The organism is Pseudomonas mandelii, from assembly GCF_900106065.1.
Taxonomy (GTDB): domain Bacteria; phylum Pseudomonadota; class Gammaproteobacteria; order Pseudomonadales; family Pseudomonadaceae; genus Aquipseudomonas; species Aquipseudomonas mandelii.
In genome coordinates, this window is sequence record NZ_LT629796.1 from 4,422,277 (window position 1) to 4,438,701 (window position 16,425).

A 16,425-nucleotide genomic window follows, 5' to 3' on the forward strand; every position below is an offset into this window, starting at 1 on the left:
TGCCTTGTCACCGTGTTTCGAGGCAGGCTCTGGGGTGTGCATTATTCCCATCACGTGTCAGGTATTTTTTATGTCGTTACGCATCTGCATTCTGGAAACCGACATCCTGCGTCCGGAACTGGTCGATCAATATCAGGGTTACGGGCAGATGTTCCAGAATCTGTTTTCGCAGCAACCCATCGCTGCCGAGTTCACCGTGTACAACGTGATGCAGGGCGAGTACCCCAGTGACGATCTGACCTTCGATGCCTACCTCGTCACCGGCAGCAAGGCCGATTCCTTCGGCACCGATCCGTGGATCGAAACCCTGCGGGCCTACTTGCTGAAGCGTTATGAACGCGGCGACAAGTTGCTGGGCGTGTGCTTCGGCCATCAGTTGTTGGCGCTGCTGCTGGGCGGCAAGAGCGAACGAGCGACCCAAGGTTGGGGCGTCGGCACTCACAAATACAAACTCGCTGCCAAGGCGCCATGGATGAGTCCGGTGCGTGAAGAACTGACCTTGTTGATCAGCCACCAGGACCAGGTGACGTCGCTACCGGAAAACGCCACGGTTATCGCCTCGAGCGATTTCTGTCCTTTCGCCGCGTACCACATCAACGATCAGGTGCTGTGCTTCCAGGGGCACCCGGAGTTCATTCACGATTATTCCCGTGCGCTGTTGGAGATTCGACAGGAGGCACTGGGTCAGCAGGTTTATACGAAAGGTGTGGCGAGCCTTGAGCAAGAGCATCACGGCACGACCGTTGCGGAGTGGATGATGCGGTTTGTGGCGCATAAGCCAGAAGCTAAAGCGGTTTAAAACATTGCAGCGAATGTGCGACGAGGGAGCAGGCGCCCTCGCCACACAAGCGTTTCAAAGCCACCCGGACTTTTTGAAACTCGCCCACAAACTCACACATCCCACCGCAATAAACCCCAGCACCGCGAAATACCCGTAATGCCAGGTCAACTCCGGCATGTTCTGGAAGTTCATCCCGTAAATCCCCGCCACCGCCGTCGGAAACGCCAGGATCGCCGCCCACGCCGCAAACTTGCGCTGCACAACGCTCTGCCGTGACGCCTCCAGCAACACACCGACCTCGATGGTCTGGCTGGCAATGTCCGCCAGGGTCGTCAGGTCTTCCATCTGCCGTGTGACGTGAATCTGCACATCGCGAAAGTACGGGCGCATGTTCTTGTCGATAAACGGAAAGCTCAGCTTCTGCAGTTCCTCACCGATCTCCACCATCGGCGCCGCATAACGCCGCAAGCGCAAGACGTCCCGGCGCAGGCCGTGCAGCTTCTGGATGTCATGTTCATTCAGCGCGCTGCACAACACATTGCGCTCCAGCTCATCGATCTCGGCATGGATCGCTTCGCCCACCGGCTGGTAGTTTTCAATCACGAAATCGAGGATGGCATAGAGGACGAAATCTTCCCCGTGCTCCAACAACAGCGGACGCGCCTCACAACGTTGGCGGACAAGGGCGTAGGACGCCGAATGACCGTTGCGCGCGGTAATGATGTAACCGTTGCCGGCAAAGATATGAGTCTCGATGAACTCCAGTTTGCCTTCATGCCGGACCGGTGAATACGTGACGATAAACAAGGCATCGCCGAAGGTTTCGAGCTTCGGTCGGCTGTGTTTTTCCAAGGCGTCTTCGATGGCCAGCTCGTGCAGGTTGAACTGGCGTTGCAGGTTGGCCAGTTCCTGCGCGTTCGGCTCTTCAAGGCCGATCCAGACAAAGTGGCCAGGCTTTGCTGCCCAGGCCGCGCCTTCGTCGAGGGTGATATTGGTGACTTTTTTACCGGCGCTATAAACCGCAGCAGCAACAACTCTACCCATGATTTTGGTTCACTTCTTATTAGCGCTTTTGATTAACAAAGACCCAGTGGCGAGCCGTGCTCAGCTTAGCCTTGTCTGCTGCTTGAGAGTCAATGAAATCTGCCGAGTTCGCCGGCAGAAGTTCACAGGCGAAAAAAACCCGCACTAGGCGGGTTTTATTGTCAAACGGCTTGGAGTTGCCGGTCCATCGACTCGATGCATTCGCGCATCTGCTCGCGGCACTGTGCCATCAGCCGGGGCATGTCATCCAGGCTCAATCCCGCCGTAGGAATTGCCGGCAGCGAGCGGATCAGAATTTTCCCACTGCGCCAGCGGTTCAATCGCATGTGTTTGACGTAACTGCTGACACACACCGGCACGATCGGCACGCCCGCGGCGATCGCCATCTGGAACGCGCCTTTCTTAAACGGCAGCAGATCTTCACCGAGGTTGCGCGTACCTTCGGGGAAGACCCAGATCGATGTGTCTTGATGCTGCAAGGTGTGCGTGGTGGTCAACATCGACTGGCGCGCCTTGTGCGCATTGCCGCGGTCGATCAACACATTGCCGGCCAGCCAGAACAACTGCCCGAACAGCGGCACCCACTTCAGGCTCTTTTTGCCGATGCATACGGTGCGGCGGGGCACCACGTTGCCGAACACAAACAGATCGTAGTTGGACTGGTGGTTGGCGATGATCACGCAGCTGTCGGGCTTATCCATCAACGGCCCGACATCGGCCTTCACCCGCAAACGCAAAATACACATCGCCGGCCAAGCATACAGGCGCGCGCACAACCGGCTGTTGTCCGGGTTGAAGGGGCGGCACAGGCCCAGAATCACCCCAAGCACACCTGCCAAAATAAAGTGCAGGCCCATCAATAACATACGAAACGCAAACAGCATTTACAGGCCCCACCTGGACAAAAGGTGGCGCAGTGTACGGATGTGCACTGTTTTCGGCAATTGCCGCTATAGAGGAAGGAGATAGGCGATGTTTGTGCGCATGTTTCCGACTTGTGGGTCAGACGCGTGCTAGAGCGGTTGTGGATTTTTCAACAGCGTGCGTATGAAAAAGCCCGACACGACGGTCGGGCTTTTCTGTGCAGACTGTCCGGGCTTAACCCATGTGTTCCTGATCCAGGATGATCGCGTTGTCCAGCGTATCCAGCAGCGCCTTGCGCACTTTCAGCTTGGTGTTCTTGTGCGCGGTCATGTTGATCTTCTTCAACTGACGCGCCGCCGCCAGCGCAGCACTTTGCAGCTCTTCCGCCGACACCACCAGATCGAGGAAGCCGGCATCCACGGCGCTCTGTGGATTAAACATCTCACCGTTGATGACGGAGCGGTGGAACGCCGACTTGCGCAGACGATCACGCGCGATCTCGATACCGGCATGGTGCATGGTCATGCCGATCTGCACTTCGTTCAGGCCAATGCTGAACGGGCCGTCGACACCAATGCGGTAGTCCGCCGACAACAGCAGGAACGCGCCCTTGGCCACCGCATGCCCAGGGCACGCCACAATCACCGGGAATGGATGCGACAACAGACGACGAGCCAGCGTCGAGCCGGCCGTCACCAGCGCGACAGCTTCTTTCGGGCCGGACGTCATCACCTTCAAGTCATAACCGCCGGACAGAATCCCCGGCGTACCGGTAATGATCACCACTGCACGATCAGTCACCGCCTGATCCAGCGCAGCATTAAACGCAGCAATCACGTCCGGGGAAATGGCATTGACCTTGCCATTGCTCAAAGTCAGGGTCGCGATACCGTCTTCGAGATGGTAGGAAATCAACTCACTCATGACGCTATTCCTTGTATGAAAGTTGGGCAGACGTTACCCACCGCCGCAGGCCAGGTAAAGCGCCGTGACTGACCCGCCAGTCACCCTTTCCCCGCCGGGCAAGCGTAGCTCGCCACTCCCGCCGCGCATTCCTCTGCTTATAGAAGAGGGCGCGAAGCCGGAGATTGGCAGGTTTGCCATCGCCCGGAACCGACAGGATCGACTGAAACGCTAAGCGCATGAAAATTCTGCAAAAAAAGTTTGCCATCAGAAAAGCTTTCGACTACATTAGCGCGCCTCGACAGACAGAACATGTTTGAAGAGATACGGTGAAGTGTCCGAGTGGCTTAAGGAGCACGCCTGGAAAGTGTGTATACAAGAAATTGTATCGAGAGTTCGAATCTCTCCTTCACCGCCAAATTCGATGTAACCAGAACCCCTGATTTCGAGAGAAATCAGGGGTTTTGTGGTTTCTGGCGTTGGTATTTGAATCATGGCACCGTTGTTGGCTCAAGCGAATAAGCGAAGTCGCTTCTGAAAATGGTGTAGGAATAGTGAAAGGCGTGTGGGAAGTAACGCAGGAGCGCCAAGCGGATGGGGGCTTCCGACGGCAAGCTTCTTTGACTCTGTAAATATGCCTGAAGAACTGTGATACCTGATTATCGAAGCCCAGCCGTTGCTGGGCTTTTTGTTTCCAACGATTGGCCGCAGAGGAATAATGCGCGCCTCTATGAAGAAGGAATCCCCATGATCACCACCACAACCCACGCCATCGAAGGCCGCCAAATCACCGCCTATCTGGACATCGTCAGCGCCGAGTCGGTGCAGGGCGTCAACGTTATCCGCGACGTGTTCGCCGGCATGCGGGATTTTTTCGGTGGCCGTTCCCAGACGCTGGAGCGGGCGTTGAAGGAAGCGCGGATTCAGGCGACCGAGGAGATCAAGGAGCGGGCGCGGGCGCTTCAGGCGGATGCGGTGGTGGGGCTCGATTTTGAGATCAGCATGCCGGCCGGCAAGGGTGGGATGGTCGTGGTGTTTGTGACCGGGACGGCAGTCAAGCTGAGGTGAGTGACGGAATGAATCTGTTTGATCGCCAGCTGATTTTGTAGGAAACGGCGGGGTCCATTCGTCGGGCATGCGGAGATCTGAACTACAAGTCTGGTAATGACCGGCTAGTCTCAAAAGCCTTGGTGGTCGATATTTTTCAGGCAATAGGGCTTGCCGGTATCGATCCCGCTTTGAGAGGGGAAGCGCTATGACTGATCCGTATATCGAAGACGACGGGGCAGAATTTCCAATCAACAATTGCGTGCAGTGTGGCCAGACGGAGTATGTGGCGAGCTTCGGTGAAGATCAGGTCGAAACCAGCAAAGTCAGATCCGCGGCAACCAAGGTGCTCAGGTCGAAGTTTTTGCCAAAACGAGTGACATCCAGGAAGTAATGGTCAAACGGACAAACCCCGCCAATGAGTGGGGTTTTTTTATTTTTAGAGGGGCTCGACACCCCAAAAAATGGTCGACCGACAAGCGAGAATTTTCTGTTGATGTTTTTTCACAAAGTTTTCACACCCAAGTACGTAGTCTCAGCTCATCCGTTAGAAAGCAGTACCCTAGCCCGTTCCCCAGCGGGCTTTTTTTTGCCTGTCATAAAACCTTTTCCATAAAAGCTGTCCAAACGTCGCCAATTGCGAGGAGCGGCGGATTTTGTGTGGACGTTTCCTTCTCGAAAGCATTCAATCCCCGGCTTTTCGGTATTCCCTATTTTTGAGGTTTTTCGTCATGCGTTTAACACTGCCTGCTCTGGTTCTGGGACTTCTGGTGACTCAAGGTGCGATGGCTGCCGGTGATGGCACTGCTGCGATCGGTGGTGGTCTGGGTGGTGCGTTGGGTAACGTGGTCGGCCAGAGCATGGGTGGCAGCACCGGCGCGGCAATCGGCGCGGGTGTTGCGGGCGCAGCCGGCAGTGCCGTGGCAGCACGTAAAGGCAGCCGCACCAAAGCGGCCATTGGTGGCGGCGTCGGTGCGGCCGGTGGTTCGGTAATCGGCAACAGCCTGGGCGGCAAGACTGGTTCGACCATTGGTGCAGGCTTGGGCGGCGCATTGGGCGGCGGCGTGGGCAGCAATCTGGCCAAAGGTCACAAGCGTCACTGATCCTGAGCGATAACCTCGAAAAGCCCGGCTAAATGCCGGGCTTTTCGTATCTGGATGTTTCGTTTTTCACAGACTTTGAATTTGCAGATGTCCAACCTCCATCGCTGGCCGGATTCAGTGAGTGCAGGTGCTAGACTCACGCCCATCCGCAATGCGTACTCTTACCCCCGATGCGGAATTTGAGGTTCATATCATGCGTTTGACATTGTCCACGTTGTTTCTGGGACTTTTGGTCGCTCAAGGTGCAATGGCTGCCGGTGATGGCACTGCTGCAGTTGGTGGCGGTCTTGGCGGCGCACTGGGTAACGTAGTGGGTCAGCAAATGGGCGGCAGCACAGGCGCAGCGATTGGCGCCGGCGTTGGCGGTGCTGCGGGCAGCGCTGTTGGCGCGAACAAGGGCAGTCGCACAGAGGCCGCGATTGGTGGTGGGTTAGGCTCGGCAGGCGGCTCCGTGATCGGCAACAGCCTCGGCGGTTCTACCGGTTCGACCATTGGCGCAGGCCTGGGTGGCGCAGCGGGTGGTGCGGTCGGCAACAACCTCGGCAACGACAACGGCGGCTCCCATTCCGGAGGCGGTCATAAGAATAAGCACAAAAACAAGCACAAGAATAAACATCACTGATTCGACATCGAGTGATATCAGAAACCCGGCCCAGGCCGGGTTTTTTCGTATCTGCCTGGTAGTCCCCGGAACGTTTGGTCGCAAGCCGCCTCGAACGTCATACACCCCCAACGTCGCGAGGACTGCCATGACTCCTGAAACCGAAGGCAAGGAAGAAAAAGGCCCAAGTGGGCTTCCGTTCATCAATGACCCAGGTAACGAAGATCCGGGCTCTTTGATGGATGATGCAACGGTCCCGCTCAACGACTCCGATGACGTTGGGGATGTGGGAAACGCCGAGTACGAAGAAGAGGAAGAAGACGACGATTGACCGGCGTTGATGTGCTATCGACCGATCGTCTCACTGATCGAACGCAAGCATTGCCCAGCCCTCGAAATTTCAGGGCCTGCTTTTCAGGCCCTTCGAGAGGTGCTTTATGAATGCTGATCCGAAAGTCGACGATGACGACGACACCCCTGAATACCCGCTGCCTTCGCCCACCGATTCCCTGAGTCGCGATCAACGTCCGCCGGACGACGACACTGCGGTCGAGCAAGTGCCGACTGATGATGTGAAACGTGGCGATGTTGAGGCCACCCCCGAAGACCCGGATATTGCCGGTAACAATGGCTCCGGTGAGCCCAGCTGAAAAGCCATTCGTCGATTGAGCGGCACCTTTAAAAAGCCAATGCTGCCAGAAATCAGGTACGCACCTTTTTAGAGGAGATGCACCATGATCAGGTCAACATTGATGGTCCTGACGGTGAGCAGCGTGTTGTCGATCAGTTCAATGGCGGCGTTTGCTCAGTCTTCCGGCAACGATGCTCCGGTCGATAAGGGCGGGATGCCGCCGTCTACTGAAATGAATGCGGGTTCTGGCGATGCGAAGACGCTGCCGCCTGGCACCATTGGTGGTGGGAATGCGGGTGATGCGAGCGGGAGTAGCACCAGCCCGGGGGCGGGAAGCGGGTCGATGAGTGGTGGAAGTTCGATGGGGAGTGGTTCTGGGAGTGGGTCTGGAGGATCCGGTAGCTCTGGTGGTTCAGGGATGAGCGGTGGTGGGAGTGGTGGGAGTTCGGGAAATGCGGGAGGAGGGACGGGTGGTGCTGGTGGGGGGACGAGTGGTTCCGGCGGTTAATCCAGGTTCTTCTTGGAGGATAAGCCCAGTCCGAACTGGGCTTTTTTGCTAATAAAGTGCTTTGGCTAAATATGATTGTTAACCTTCGTGGTTAGTGCGTGAACTGTTGCAGCCAACGGTTATAGAAGTCCCTTTGTTGTTGAATATCAGTTGTGATGTCTTTGTCTTTAAAATCGAAGATATTAACCACGTCTTCAGTTTCAGTTGCGCGTCCCATATGGAGCTCATACGCCACTATGCCGCCGGCCATTTGCGAGGCCATACGCGAGGGATATACGTTGAGTTTGGCGCCTTTGCATAGAAAATTCATTTCCTGAAAATCGGCTCGCAACAGCCCAAAGCATTCGTAAAGATCAAAAGCCGTGTAAGTTTTTCTCAAGCCATTTTTTGTTGTGAAAACCAATGTCAGATTTTTTCGGTCGCATTCGATTGAAACTTTCTCAGTGACTCCGCAGGAGTTTATGGATATTTCTCTTGTTTTGTTCACGAACACTTCCTGCGTGGGTTGGGAGTTGAGTAGCCCTTGTAGCTGCCATCCGTCCTAAATAAATCTGTCCCCTGAGCCCGTCCCCTTAACCCGATCGGGAATGGGGCTGGGAGTGGGAGTGGAGGATCCGGTAGTTCTGGTGGTTCAGGGATGAGTCGCGGTGGGAGTTTGGGGAGTGCGGGTGGAGGTGGCGGTTCGGAGGTTAATCCGAGTATTCCAGAAGATGAGCCCAGTACAAACTGGGCTCTTCAGGTGCTTTTTTAAATAACAGAGATGTTAGGGGAGGCTGTGTTTTAAAAAATCGCTGCTCTGTATGCGCCCTAGTCTTTAACTTTTTTTATGGATTCTAACCAGCGATGAAAGAATTCGGTCTGTAGTCTTGGCTCGTTGATTATTTCTTTGTCATCATAATCGAAGATGTTGACGATATCTTTTCTTGTGGCGCGGACGCCTATTTTGTGCTCGTATGCCATTATTCCGGATGTCATCTGCGACGACATGCTAGATGGTCTAACGTTTAACTTCGCTCCTTTACAAAGAAATTTAATTTCAGGGAGTGATTTAATTATTTTTCCCAGACACTCATAGATGTCTGAGCCTTTGAATTCTTCGCTCCAACCATTTTCAAGTGCCAAGCGGATCACAGGTACCCGCTCGTCATAATCCAAGGTCGCAGTTTCGGGTTTTCCACCCACCACTATAGGTATTTTCTTAATTGTCATTTTTCAGATTCCTTGATGGATTCGGAATGGAATACCCAACATAACTACCATCTTTTTTCAGGGGCGTGGCACCGAGAATATTTTTGCTTTCTATTCCGTTAGGTATTGCAATTTCAGACTCATAACTATAAGGAATGTCGTCAGGATGTAATTCTTTGTTCACGTCGTGGCCATAGATTTTTTTCAGGGTGTACAAGTAACCCTTGGTAGTTCTGTATCTTGTGCCGAAATCGATGCCTACTTCCCGATCAGTCGATGTACTTACGAAATTGCTTGGTGGATTTCGGTTGTCCCATATATGGAGCAATAGATCGGTACTTCTGCCTAAGCTTAAAAAACCAGTGTCAAAGATTTCATCGGGACGACGAAGATCACCACGGTAAAGATAATCGATTTCTGCTTTCGGAGTAGGAAGAGTGGCCTCCCCCTCATCAACCTTCACCTTCCCCGCCGGATCCTCATCCCCAAACGAAGGCCTCTTGCACCCGTCCCCTCCAGGGCAATCATTCAACCCCAACGGATCAACCCACCCCGTTGGATTGCGCGTGTACTGATATCCGTTTAACCCACCCGCCAACTTACTCGGATCCGGCGTCAGATACCGTCCCAGATCAGGGTTGTAGTACCGGTGCCGGTTGTAATGCAGTCCCGTCTCCGCATCGTAATACTGCCCCTGGAACCTCAATGGCTGATCCAGAACCTGATGGGTATCGCGGTTCAGGCGTGTCAGGCGGCCATAGGCTGTGTACTGGGCGGCCCAGATAATGTCGCCGCTATAGTCGGTGAGTTCTTGTGGTGTGCCGAGGTGGTCGAGTTGGTAGTAGAACGGGCAGGCCTGGTGCGGGCCTTTGCCGTCGAGCATGGCCAGTGGGCGGAAGGTGCCGGGTTCGTAGACGTAGCTGCGGTAATGTTCGCGGCCACTTTCGGCAACGAGGTTGTCGCCCTGCCAGAAGTACTCGGTGATGTGGTCGTCGACGGTTTTACAGATGCGGCGGCCGAAGGCATCGTAGCGGTAGCTGGCGGTGTTGCCGCTCGGCAGGGTGACGCCGATTAATCGATGCTGGCAGTCGTAGCGGTATTCGGTGACGAGTTTTTGGGCGGCGCCGCGGCGCTCGCGGATCAGGTTGCCGAAGGCGTCGTAGTCGAAATGGCGATCGCCCTGCATCAGTAGGCGATTGCCTTTGAGGGTGGCTGGGCCTGGACGGTCCTGCATCAACAGGTTGCCGGCGGGGTCATGGGCGAAACTTTCGGGCTGCTGGTCGCGGGAGTGGCGGACGCGGATCAGGCGGTCAAGCGGATCGTATTGATAGCTGCGTTGGCCATGACGGGTGTCGGCGATGTGCTCAAGATTGCCGTTGGCGCTGTAGGCATAGTCGCGGCGATACAACGGCTGATGGTGTTGGCTAACGGCGTGGCCTTTCAGGCGGCCTTGTTCGTCGTAGTCGTAGTGGTTGAGCAACAGGCCTTGTTGGCGTTGAAGCTCGCGGCCGGACTTGTACGTGTGGCTTGTAAGTCGCGTGCCGTTAAGGTCGATGGCTGTCAGCGCACCGCCCTTGGCGTGGTGATAGTCGAGTTGGCTGTTGTCCGGCAGACGCAGATGGTTGAGCTTGCCGCAAGCGTCGTAGCCGTAGCGCAGCGTGCCCCAGCCTTGATGTTCGGTGATCAGGCGGTTTTGCTTGTCGTACTCGAACTCCAGCGGATGGTCGTGGCCGTCATCGACGCTGACCAATCGGCCGAGGCTGTCATAGCGATATTCGACGTTGACGCCATCGGGCAGGTTTTTGACCAGCAGGCGTCCGGCCGTATCCCGTTGGTAACTCGTAAACAGCTGCGAGCCGTCATCACCGAATTCGGTTTTTTCCAGCAGATGGCCGTTGAGGTCGTAGGCATACGCTGTGCGACGGCCGTCAAAGCCGGTTTCCTGTCGGATCAATCCGCCAGGCGTGTAGTCCAGTCGATAGCGTTCGCCGGATTCGTTTTCGATTTCCGTCAGGAGCAGCCGTGCGTTGTCGTAGCGATAACGCAGCTGCGTGCCGTCGGGATTGATTCGGCGGCTGACCAGATGCAGGTCATCGTCGTATTCAAAACGGGTGACGCGCCCCAGTTCATCGCGTTCGGCGGTGATTTTGCCGTAGGCGTTGTAACTGAAGGCGCGGCTGGCGCCTGTAGGAAGAACCGTCTGGATCAGTCGGCCAACGGCGTCCCATTGGTATTGAGTGACGGCACCATGTTCGTCCTGACGGGCAATCTGACGACCTGATACATCGTAGGAAAACCGCCGCTGACTGCCGTCTGGCAACGTCTCTTCGACCAGTTGCCCGATGGCATCCCACAGGAACACATGACGGCTGGTGTCCGGGTAACGGATAGACAGCAGCCGTCCTTGAGCATCGTAGTGGTAGTGAGTGATGTGGCCATCGGGATCGATGGCCTCGGTGACATCCCCTTGAACATTGCGTTGGTATTTCCACACCGCTTTACCGCGATATCGCGCATGCAGGAAACCGTTGCGATATTCGTAGGACGTTGGCTCGTCTTCCGGTGGAATCAGCGCGATCAGCCGCCCGACCTCGTCGTAGCGATATTGAGTGATTGCCCCTGACGGACTGCACTCATTCGTCAAACGGCCCTGGTCGTCGTAGGTGTTGAGATGCTCTCCGCCATCCGGCTCAACCCGGCGCACCAATCGGGCCTTATCGTCATGGACGTATACTTCTTCGCTGCCATCGGCGTTTTTAACCAGCACTGCGCCGTCGTCATCCCAGGCATATCGCGTATCCATCTGCGAAAAAGTCGCCCAGTGCCTGACACATCTGGCCGCCTTGCCAGACCTTTCCCACTCCCAGAAGAAACTGGCCCCACCGGCCAGTTGTCGCTGGAGAATCACATGTTGGTCGTCGTAGTCGTATCGCTCGCTTTCGCCGGCAGCATTGGTCGCTTCGATCAGGCGGTGACGGGCGTCGTAGCGGTAGGCAATCAGCGTTTGCTCTGTACGCCAGGCGTCCATCAATCCGTCGGTGGGGTGAAACGACTGATACTCGACCGTAACGATGTGCCGGCGCTCGTAACGCAACAGCAGTGAACGTCCCGCGCCGTTATCGACGCGTTGAATGCGATCCTGACGGTCGCGGGTGATATGCAGCCGGTTGTCGTAGGCATCACTGATGGACGTCAGGCGACCATTTTCAAAGTGATAGAACCGTGGAGACTCACCCGCCAGCGCAACAATCAGCTCCTCGGGTTTGTTTCCGAGATAAATGGCCGAGCGGGACAGGCTGTTATGAATCGCCGGACGCGAAAGACCGGGCAGTGGAAACGTCGTGCGACGGTTTTCATGGTCGGTCCAGACGACCTGTTCTGCGTCCAGCTCCAGGCGATGCGCCAGCGAATGACTCCAACCCCAACCCAGCCCGCAATCCATTTCCACGGCGCTGGTTCGGTACAACCGGGTAAACGCGAAAGGCAGCAAGCCGTTAAGCGATCCATCGTCCAGTGTCAGCAATTCTTCGCCGGTGACCATCGACACCGGGCAACCGTTGGTGCAGGTCAGCGGCCCGCAATCGGCACTATCGCCGTTGGGATTTTTCGCTTGATCGGGAACGTCGTCACGGTGCTCCTGCCGACCCAATCGGGTCATGGCTGCGGATTTGTCGCGAGCAATGGCGACTGGATTCTGCACTGTCAAAACCGGCGCAGTGCCCAGGTTGATCTGCAACGGCACGGCGGGTGCGGGGTTTAGCGGAGCATTTCGGACATTGACCGCAAGGGGTTTGAGTACGCCCGCGTGGGGCGTCAGGTCGGACTGGGTGCCGAGCTCGGCCAACCTCAGGCTCGCGGCAGCCAGCCATTTGCGCGCGCGGTCGGATTTGACCTTGTCCAGCACCTTGGCGCTGATGCCGAGCTTCAACCCGGCAGGGCCTGTGAGGCGCGCCAGCAGGAAGCCGATCAATATGCCTGTGCGAATCTCTGCCACGACTTCGGCGATGAACTGCGGCGGCAACATCCTCAGCCAACTGGTGATCGCCGCCAGATGAATGAACATCAGCGGCTCATCACTCAACACCAGCAGCAGGTTGGCGATGGATTCCGCTGAAGCCTCCAGCAGCGTTTCAAGTTCGGTTTCGGTCAGGTATTCAAGGAGTTTTTCACTGTTGGCTTGCAGGTCCGCGATCAGCGCGTAGATCTGCTTCACGTCATCCCACAACCCGTTCAGCGAATTCTCGAAACCGCGCCAGTCGGCCTGTTGCAGCTGGCCGTAACGCTTGATGAAACCGGCCTCGGCGAACTCGGCCCATGAGGGTTCGAATTCGGTCGTCCACTCGTTACGCAGCCAGCCTTCCAGACCGCTGATGACGCCTTGATAAGAGGCATAAAGCGCTTTGACATGCTCAGCGGAAACATTCGGGAAGAAGGTGATGCGATAACGCAGGCTGCGTTCGCACTCGCGGATTTCGAGGATGCCGCTAGGGCCGATCTCGTCATAAACCGGCTTGCCGAACGTACCGTCAGCGTTCAAAGGCTCAAGCATCACCGGGGTGTTGCCGATCGGCACGAACCGCGCAGCGTCGAACATGTGCACGAGGGTCAGGGAACCCGCTGCCGGGCATGCGGCGACGGTCGAGCTGACAGGGGTGGTGGAGTTTTTCGGCGCGACCAGGCGAACGTCGTGCCCCACCTTGAACACCTGCTCGATATCCAGCGCCTTGCCGGTCCAGAAACTTTCGGCCCAGGCGTCGTAGTCATTGAGGCAAAGCCGGAAGTCAGCGAACAGCGCTTCGACATCCGGCCGCTCGGGGTCCATGGCGGCAACCACCAGCAGGCCGATGGCGTTATTCAAGGCCAGTACCTTGTCAGGTACGAACATTCGCAGTCCCTCGCGCAGATCAAGTTTGAGCGCGGGACTTTGCTTGGGATCAACGGGTAAAGAAGTCGGGAAAGGAGGCGTTTTATGTAGGGAAAATCGCTAAATGACGACGAGCACTTTTTGTATCTGTCAGGGATTGCCCGTTGCTCGATGGCCGCCGCGCTCGCTATGCTGCTGAATCCTTTAATCGATCACGGACCCGGCCGCACCTGAGCCGCCTCTGGGATGTCATTAGAAAACGGATCAGATGCGATGAATGCACCGCTGAATGAATACGGCCCGATCAAGGCCGTGATTTTTGATATGGACGGCTTGCTGCTGGACACCGAGGGCATTTATACCGAGGTCACGTCCATGATTGCCGAGCGCTACGGTCGGGTCTTCGACTGGAGCATCAAACAGAACATCATCGGTCGTGGCGCGGGTGATCTGGCGCGGTACGTGGTCGAGGCTCTCGACCTGCCGATCACCGCCGAAGAGTTTCTGGTGATCCGCGAACCGCTGATGCGCGAGCGTTTTCCGCAAGCGCTGGCGATGCCTGGCGCCGAGGAACTGGTCAGGCACTTGAAAGCCAACAACATTCCGATCGCGGTCGGCACCAGTTCTTCGCGTCAGTCGTTCGGCCAGAAAACCACCTTGCACCGCGATTGGTTTGCGCTGTTCGACTTTGTCGTGACGGCCGATGACCCTGAAGTGGGCGCGGCCAAACCGGCGCCGGACATCTTCCTCACGGCGGCGCGGCGCCTGGGCGTTGCGCCCGAAGACTGCCTGGTGTTCGAAGACTCGCCGTTCGGTGTCACGGCGGCGAAAGCGGCGGGGATGACGGCGATTGCGATTCCCGACGCGGCGATGGCTGACGAAAAGTATGCGCATGCCGATGGCATTCTTCGTTCGTTGAAGGCGTTCAAGCCGAGTGCTTGTGGTTTGCCAGCCCTCGAATGGGCTTGAAGTAAAAAGTGTGGGAGCGAGCCTGCTCGCGAAAGCGGAAGGTCAGACGACATCAATGTCGCCTGACGCACCGTCTTCGCGAGCAGGCTCGCCCCCACATTGTGATTGCGTCTAGCGCATCAGGCGCCAAAACCACCGTCGATGGTCAGGCTCGCCCCTGTGATGTAACCGGCTTCCGGCCCGACCAGATAGGCCACAAAGCTGGCGATTTCCTCGGAAGTGCCGTAACGGCCCACCGCCATCAGCGGGATCAGGCTGTCAGCGAAGTCACCGTCGGCCGGGTTCATGTCGGTGTCGACCGGGCCCGGTTGCACGTTGTTGATGGTGATGCCGCGCGGGCCGAGGTCGCGGGCCAGGCCTTTGGTCAGACCTACCAGCGCTGATTTGCTCATGGCGTAAGGGCCGCCACCGGCGAAGGGCATGCGGTCGGCGTTGGTGCTGCCGATGTTGATGATGCGACCGCCTTCAGTCATGTGTTTGGCGGCGGCCTGGGTGGCGATGAACACGCTGCGCACGTTGATGGCCAGGGTCTGGTCGAAATCTTCGAGTTTGAAATCCTCCAGTGGCGCAACGGCCAGCACGCCGGCGTTGTTGACGAGGATGTCGAGGCGACCAAAAGTTTCTACGGTGGTGGTCACGGCGCGGCGAATGGCCTCGGCGTCAGCGCTGTCGGCCTTGATGGCGAGGGCTTTGCCGCCATTGCCGGTGATGCTGTCTTGCAAGGCTTCGGCTTTGGCCGTGGAGCTGACATAGGTGAAGGCAACGGTTGCGCCTTCAGCGGCCAGGCGTTTGACGATGGCGGCGCCGATGCCGCGGGACCCGCCTTGAATCAAAGCCACTTTGCCGCTGAGGTTCTGAGTAGTCATAACGATCTCCGAAGTCCCGAGGCGAGATGCCTCGGTTGATGGAGCCTAGTATTGATTGCGGATTACACGCTGTGTAGACGGCAATTGCGATAGTCTGTGTAAACCAGAAGTTTATAGTGGCGCCTATGGAAACCTTCAGCAGTATCGAATGCTTCGTGCGCAGCGCCGAGGTCGGCAGCTTCGCCGAAGCCGCGCGACGCTTGAGCCTGACCCCGGCGGCGGTGGGCAAAAGTGTTGCCAAGCTTGAGGCCCGGCTGGGTGTGCGGCTGTTCCAGCGCAGCACGCGAAGCCTGACGCTGACCGAGGCAGGTCACCTGTTTCTCGGCGAAGTCAGTTCCAGCCTTCACACGATCCAGAATGCGGTGGCCAACCTCGCCAGCGCTGAGGGTCGGCCAGCGGGAACACTGAAAGTCAGCATGGGCACGGTGTTCGGGCGTTTATATGTGGTGCCCTTACTGGGTGAGTTTCTGCGGCGTTTTCCGGCGATCAACCCGGATTGGCATTTCGACAACCGGCAGGTCGATCTGATCGCTCAGGGCTTCGATGCGGCGATTGGTGGGGGATTTGAGCTGCCTCAAGGCGTGGTGGCGCGCAAGCTGACGCCGGCGCATCGGGTGCTGGTGGCGTCGGCGGAGTATCTGGCGGCGCGGCCTGTGATCGTCGAGCCCGATCAACTCAAGGACCACGACGGCATCCTGATCCGCTCCCCACAGACCGGTCGGGTGCGTTCCTGGCAATTGACCAGTCGTACTCAGCAACACAACCCGCTGGCGCTGAAGGCGCGCATGACCATGAGCGATTCGGAAGCGGCGTGTGCGACGGCGGCGCAGGGGTTGGGCATTGCGTTGGTAAGCATGCCGTTTGCTGTGGGGTATCTGGAAGCCGGGACGTTACAACGGGTGTTGCCGGACTGGTATGTCGACGACGGCAACATTTCTATCTATTACGCGGAACACAAACTGCTGCCGGGCAAGACCCGGGCGTTTGTGGATTTCATTATTGAGCAGTTTGCGGAGCGGGGGTGGGTGCAGCGGTTCAGTGCGGTTTGAGCCTGGC

16 protein-coding genes and 1 tRNA gene are annotated in these 16,425 nt (G+C 57.0%); 10 read left to right on the top strand and 7 right to left on the bottom strand.

Annotated elements, in window-relative coordinates:
- Nucleotides 1-70: 70 nt before the first annotated feature.
- Nucleotides 71-799 carry an amidotransferase gene (locus tag BLU63_RS20525; protein WP_010456594.1) on the top strand — a complete coding sequence of 243 codons (729 nt, stop codon included), beginning with the start codon at nt 71-73 and terminating at the stop codon, nt 797-799.
- A 54-nt stretch (nt 800-853) separates the two neighbouring features.
- On the opposite strand, the gene BLU63_RS20530 is transcribed toward BLU63_RS20525, so the two are convergent.
- The 3 genes from BLU63_RS20530 to BLU63_RS20540 form a co-directional block, all read right to left on the bottom strand.
- On the bottom strand, nt 854-1,825 hold the full coding sequence (locus BLU63_RS20530) for a magnesium and cobalt transport protein CorA (RefSeq protein WP_010456592.1): 972 nt from the start codon (nt 1,823-1,825) through the stop codon (nt 854-856).
- A 161-nt stretch (nt 1,826-1,986) separates the two neighbouring features.
- Nucleotides 1,987-2,709 (bottom strand): lysophospholipid acyltransferase family protein, encoded by a 723-nt coding sequence (locus BLU63_RS20535; RefSeq protein WP_077748178.1) that lies wholly within the window; start codon nt 2,707-2,709, stop codon nt 1,987-1,989.
- A gap of 214 nt (nt 2,710-2,923) precedes the next feature.
- Nucleotides 2,924-3,613 carry a crotonase/enoyl-CoA hydratase family protein gene (locus tag BLU63_RS20540; protein ID WP_010456588.1) on the bottom strand — a complete coding sequence of 230 codons (690 nt, stop codon included), beginning with the start codon at nt 3,611-3,613 and terminating at the stop codon, nt 2,924-2,926.
- 307 nt (nt 3,614-3,920) lie between these two features.
- Here BLU63_RS20540 and BLU63_RS20545 point away from each other — a divergent pair.
- The 7 genes from BLU63_RS20545 (at nt 3,921) to BLU63_RS20575 (ending at nt 6,993) form a co-directional block, all read left to right on the top strand.
- Nucleotides 3,921-4,010: transfer RNA gene (locus BLU63_RS20545), tRNA-Ser, on the top strand.
- Between the two features lie 329 nt (nt 4,011-4,339).
- A complete protein-coding gene (locus tag BLU63_RS20550) occupies nt 4,340-4,660 on the top strand; it encodes a YbjQ family protein (RefSeq protein ID WP_083376046.1) in 321 nt (106 codons plus the stop codon).
- A gap of 187 nt (nt 4,661-4,847) precedes the next feature.
- A complete protein-coding gene (locus tag BLU63_RS33350) occupies nt 4,848-5,033 on the top strand; it encodes a hypothetical protein (protein ID WP_010456584.1) in 186 nt (61 codons plus the stop codon).
- A 337-nt stretch (nt 5,034-5,370) separates the two neighbouring features.
- On the top strand, nt 5,371-5,742 hold the full coding sequence (locus BLU63_RS20560; RefSeq protein WP_010456583.1) for a hypothetical protein: 372 nt from the start codon (nt 5,371-5,373) through the stop codon (nt 5,740-5,742).
- Between the two features lie 193 nt (nt 5,743-5,935).
- Complete coding sequence (locus tag BLU63_RS20565) at nt 5,936-6,364, top strand: glycine zipper domain-containing protein (protein WP_010456581.1); 429 nt, start codon at nt 5,936-5,938, stop codon at nt 6,362-6,364.
- A gap of 127 nt (nt 6,365-6,491) precedes the next feature.
- Complete coding sequence (locus BLU63_RS20570) at nt 6,492-6,674, top strand: hypothetical protein (RefSeq protein ID WP_083376047.1); 183 nt, start codon at nt 6,492-6,494, stop codon at nt 6,672-6,674.
- A 106-nt stretch (nt 6,675-6,780) separates the two neighbouring features.
- A complete protein-coding gene (locus BLU63_RS20575; protein WP_083376048.1) occupies nt 6,781-6,993 on the top strand; it encodes a hypothetical protein in 213 nt (70 codons plus the stop codon).
- Between the two features lie 580 nt (nt 6,994-7,573).
- On the opposite strand, the gene BLU63_RS20585 is transcribed toward BLU63_RS20575, so the two are convergent.
- From BLU63_RS20585 to BLU63_RS20595, 3 genes are all read right to left on the bottom strand, one after another.
- A complete protein-coding gene (locus tag BLU63_RS20585) occupies nt 7,574-7,969 on the bottom strand; it encodes a hypothetical protein (protein WP_083376050.1) in 396 nt (131 codons plus the stop codon).
- A gap of 320 nt (nt 7,970-8,289) precedes the next feature.
- Complete coding sequence (locus BLU63_RS20590; protein ID WP_083376051.1) at nt 8,290-8,691, bottom strand: hypothetical protein; 402 nt, start codon at nt 8,689-8,691, stop codon at nt 8,290-8,292.
- A complete protein-coding gene (locus tag BLU63_RS20595) occupies nt 8,681-13,555 on the bottom strand; it encodes an RHS repeat-associated core domain-containing protein (protein WP_083376052.1) in 4,875 nt (1,624 codons plus the stop codon). Before BLU63_RS20595 ends, BLU63_RS20590 begins: the two co-directional genes overlap by 11 nt.
- A 252-nt stretch (nt 13,556-13,807) precedes the next feature.
- Between BLU63_RS20595 and BLU63_RS20600 the strand changes: the two genes are divergently transcribed.
- Nucleotides 13,808-14,503 carry an HAD-IA family hydrolase gene (locus BLU63_RS20600; protein ID WP_010456572.1) on the top strand — a complete coding sequence of 232 codons (696 nt, stop codon included), beginning with the start codon at nt 13,808-13,810 and terminating at the stop codon, nt 14,501-14,503.
- A gap of 119 nt (nt 14,504-14,622) precedes the next feature.
- On the opposite strand, the gene BLU63_RS20605 is transcribed toward BLU63_RS20600, so the two are convergent.
- Complete coding sequence (locus BLU63_RS20605) at nt 14,623-15,369, bottom strand: 3-oxoacyl-ACP reductase family protein (protein ID WP_083376053.1); 747 nt, start codon at nt 15,367-15,369, stop codon at nt 14,623-14,625.
- Between the two features lie 125 nt (nt 15,370-15,494).
- Between BLU63_RS20605 and BLU63_RS20610 the strand changes: the two genes are divergently transcribed.
- Nucleotides 15,495-16,418, top strand: a complete 924-nt coding sequence (locus BLU63_RS20610) for a LysR family transcriptional regulator (RefSeq protein ID WP_010456568.1) — start codon at nt 15,495-15,497, stop codon at nt 16,416-16,418.
- Nucleotides 16,419-16,425: the final 7 nt, after the last annotated feature.

Coding starts and splice junctions, on each gene's coding strand:
- BLU63_RS33350 (WP_010456584.1), top strand. CDS start 4,848: ATGACTGATCCGTATATCGAAGACGACGGGGCAGAATTTCCAATCAAC.
- BLU63_RS20525 (WP_010456594.1), top strand. CDS start 71: ATGTCGTTACGCATCTGCATTCTGGAAACCGACATCCTGCGTCCGGAA.
- BLU63_RS20565 (WP_010456581.1), top strand. CDS start 5,936: ATGCGTTTGACATTGTCCACGTTGTTTCTGGGACTTTTGGTCGCTCAA.
- BLU63_RS20560 (WP_010456583.1), top strand. CDS start 5,371: ATGCGTTTAACACTGCCTGCTCTGGTTCTGGGACTTCTGGTGACTCAA.
- BLU63_RS20590 (WP_083376051.1), bottom strand. CDS start 8,691: ATGACAATTAAGAAAATACCTATAGTGGTGGGTGGAAAACCCGAAACT.
- BLU63_RS20570 (WP_083376047.1), top strand. CDS start 6,492: ATGACTCCTGAAACCGAAGGCAAGGAAGAAAAAGGCCCAAGTGGGCTT.
- BLU63_RS20550 (WP_083376046.1), top strand. CDS start 4,340: ATGATCACCACCACAACCCACGCCATCGAAGGCCGCCAAATCACCGCC.
- BLU63_RS20535 (WP_077748178.1), bottom strand. CDS start 2,709: ATGCTGTTTGCGTTTCGTATGTTATTGATGGGCCTGCACTTTATTTTG.
- BLU63_RS20530 (WP_010456592.1), bottom strand. CDS start 1,825: ATGGGTAGAGTTGTTGCTGCTGCGGTTTATAGCGCCGGTAAAAAAGTC.
- BLU63_RS20595 (WP_083376052.1), bottom strand. CDS start 13,555: ATGTTCGTACCTGACAAGGTACTGGCCTTGAATAACGCCATCGGCCTG.
- BLU63_RS20610 (WP_010456568.1), top strand. CDS start 15,495: ATGGAAACCTTCAGCAGTATCGAATGCTTCGTGCGCAGCGCCGAGGTC.
- BLU63_RS20600 (WP_010456572.1), top strand. CDS start 13,808: ATGAATGCACCGCTGAATGAATACGGCCCGATCAAGGCCGTGATTTTT.
- BLU63_RS20540 (WP_010456588.1), bottom strand. CDS start 3,613: ATGAGTGAGTTGATTTCCTACCATCTCGAAGACGGTATCGCGACCCTG.
- BLU63_RS20575 (WP_083376048.1), top strand. CDS start 6,781: ATGAATGCTGATCCGAAAGTCGACGATGACGACGACACCCCTGAATAC.
- BLU63_RS20605 (WP_083376053.1), bottom strand. CDS start 15,369: ATGACTACTCAGAACCTCAGCGGCAAAGTGGCTTTGATTCAAGGCGGG.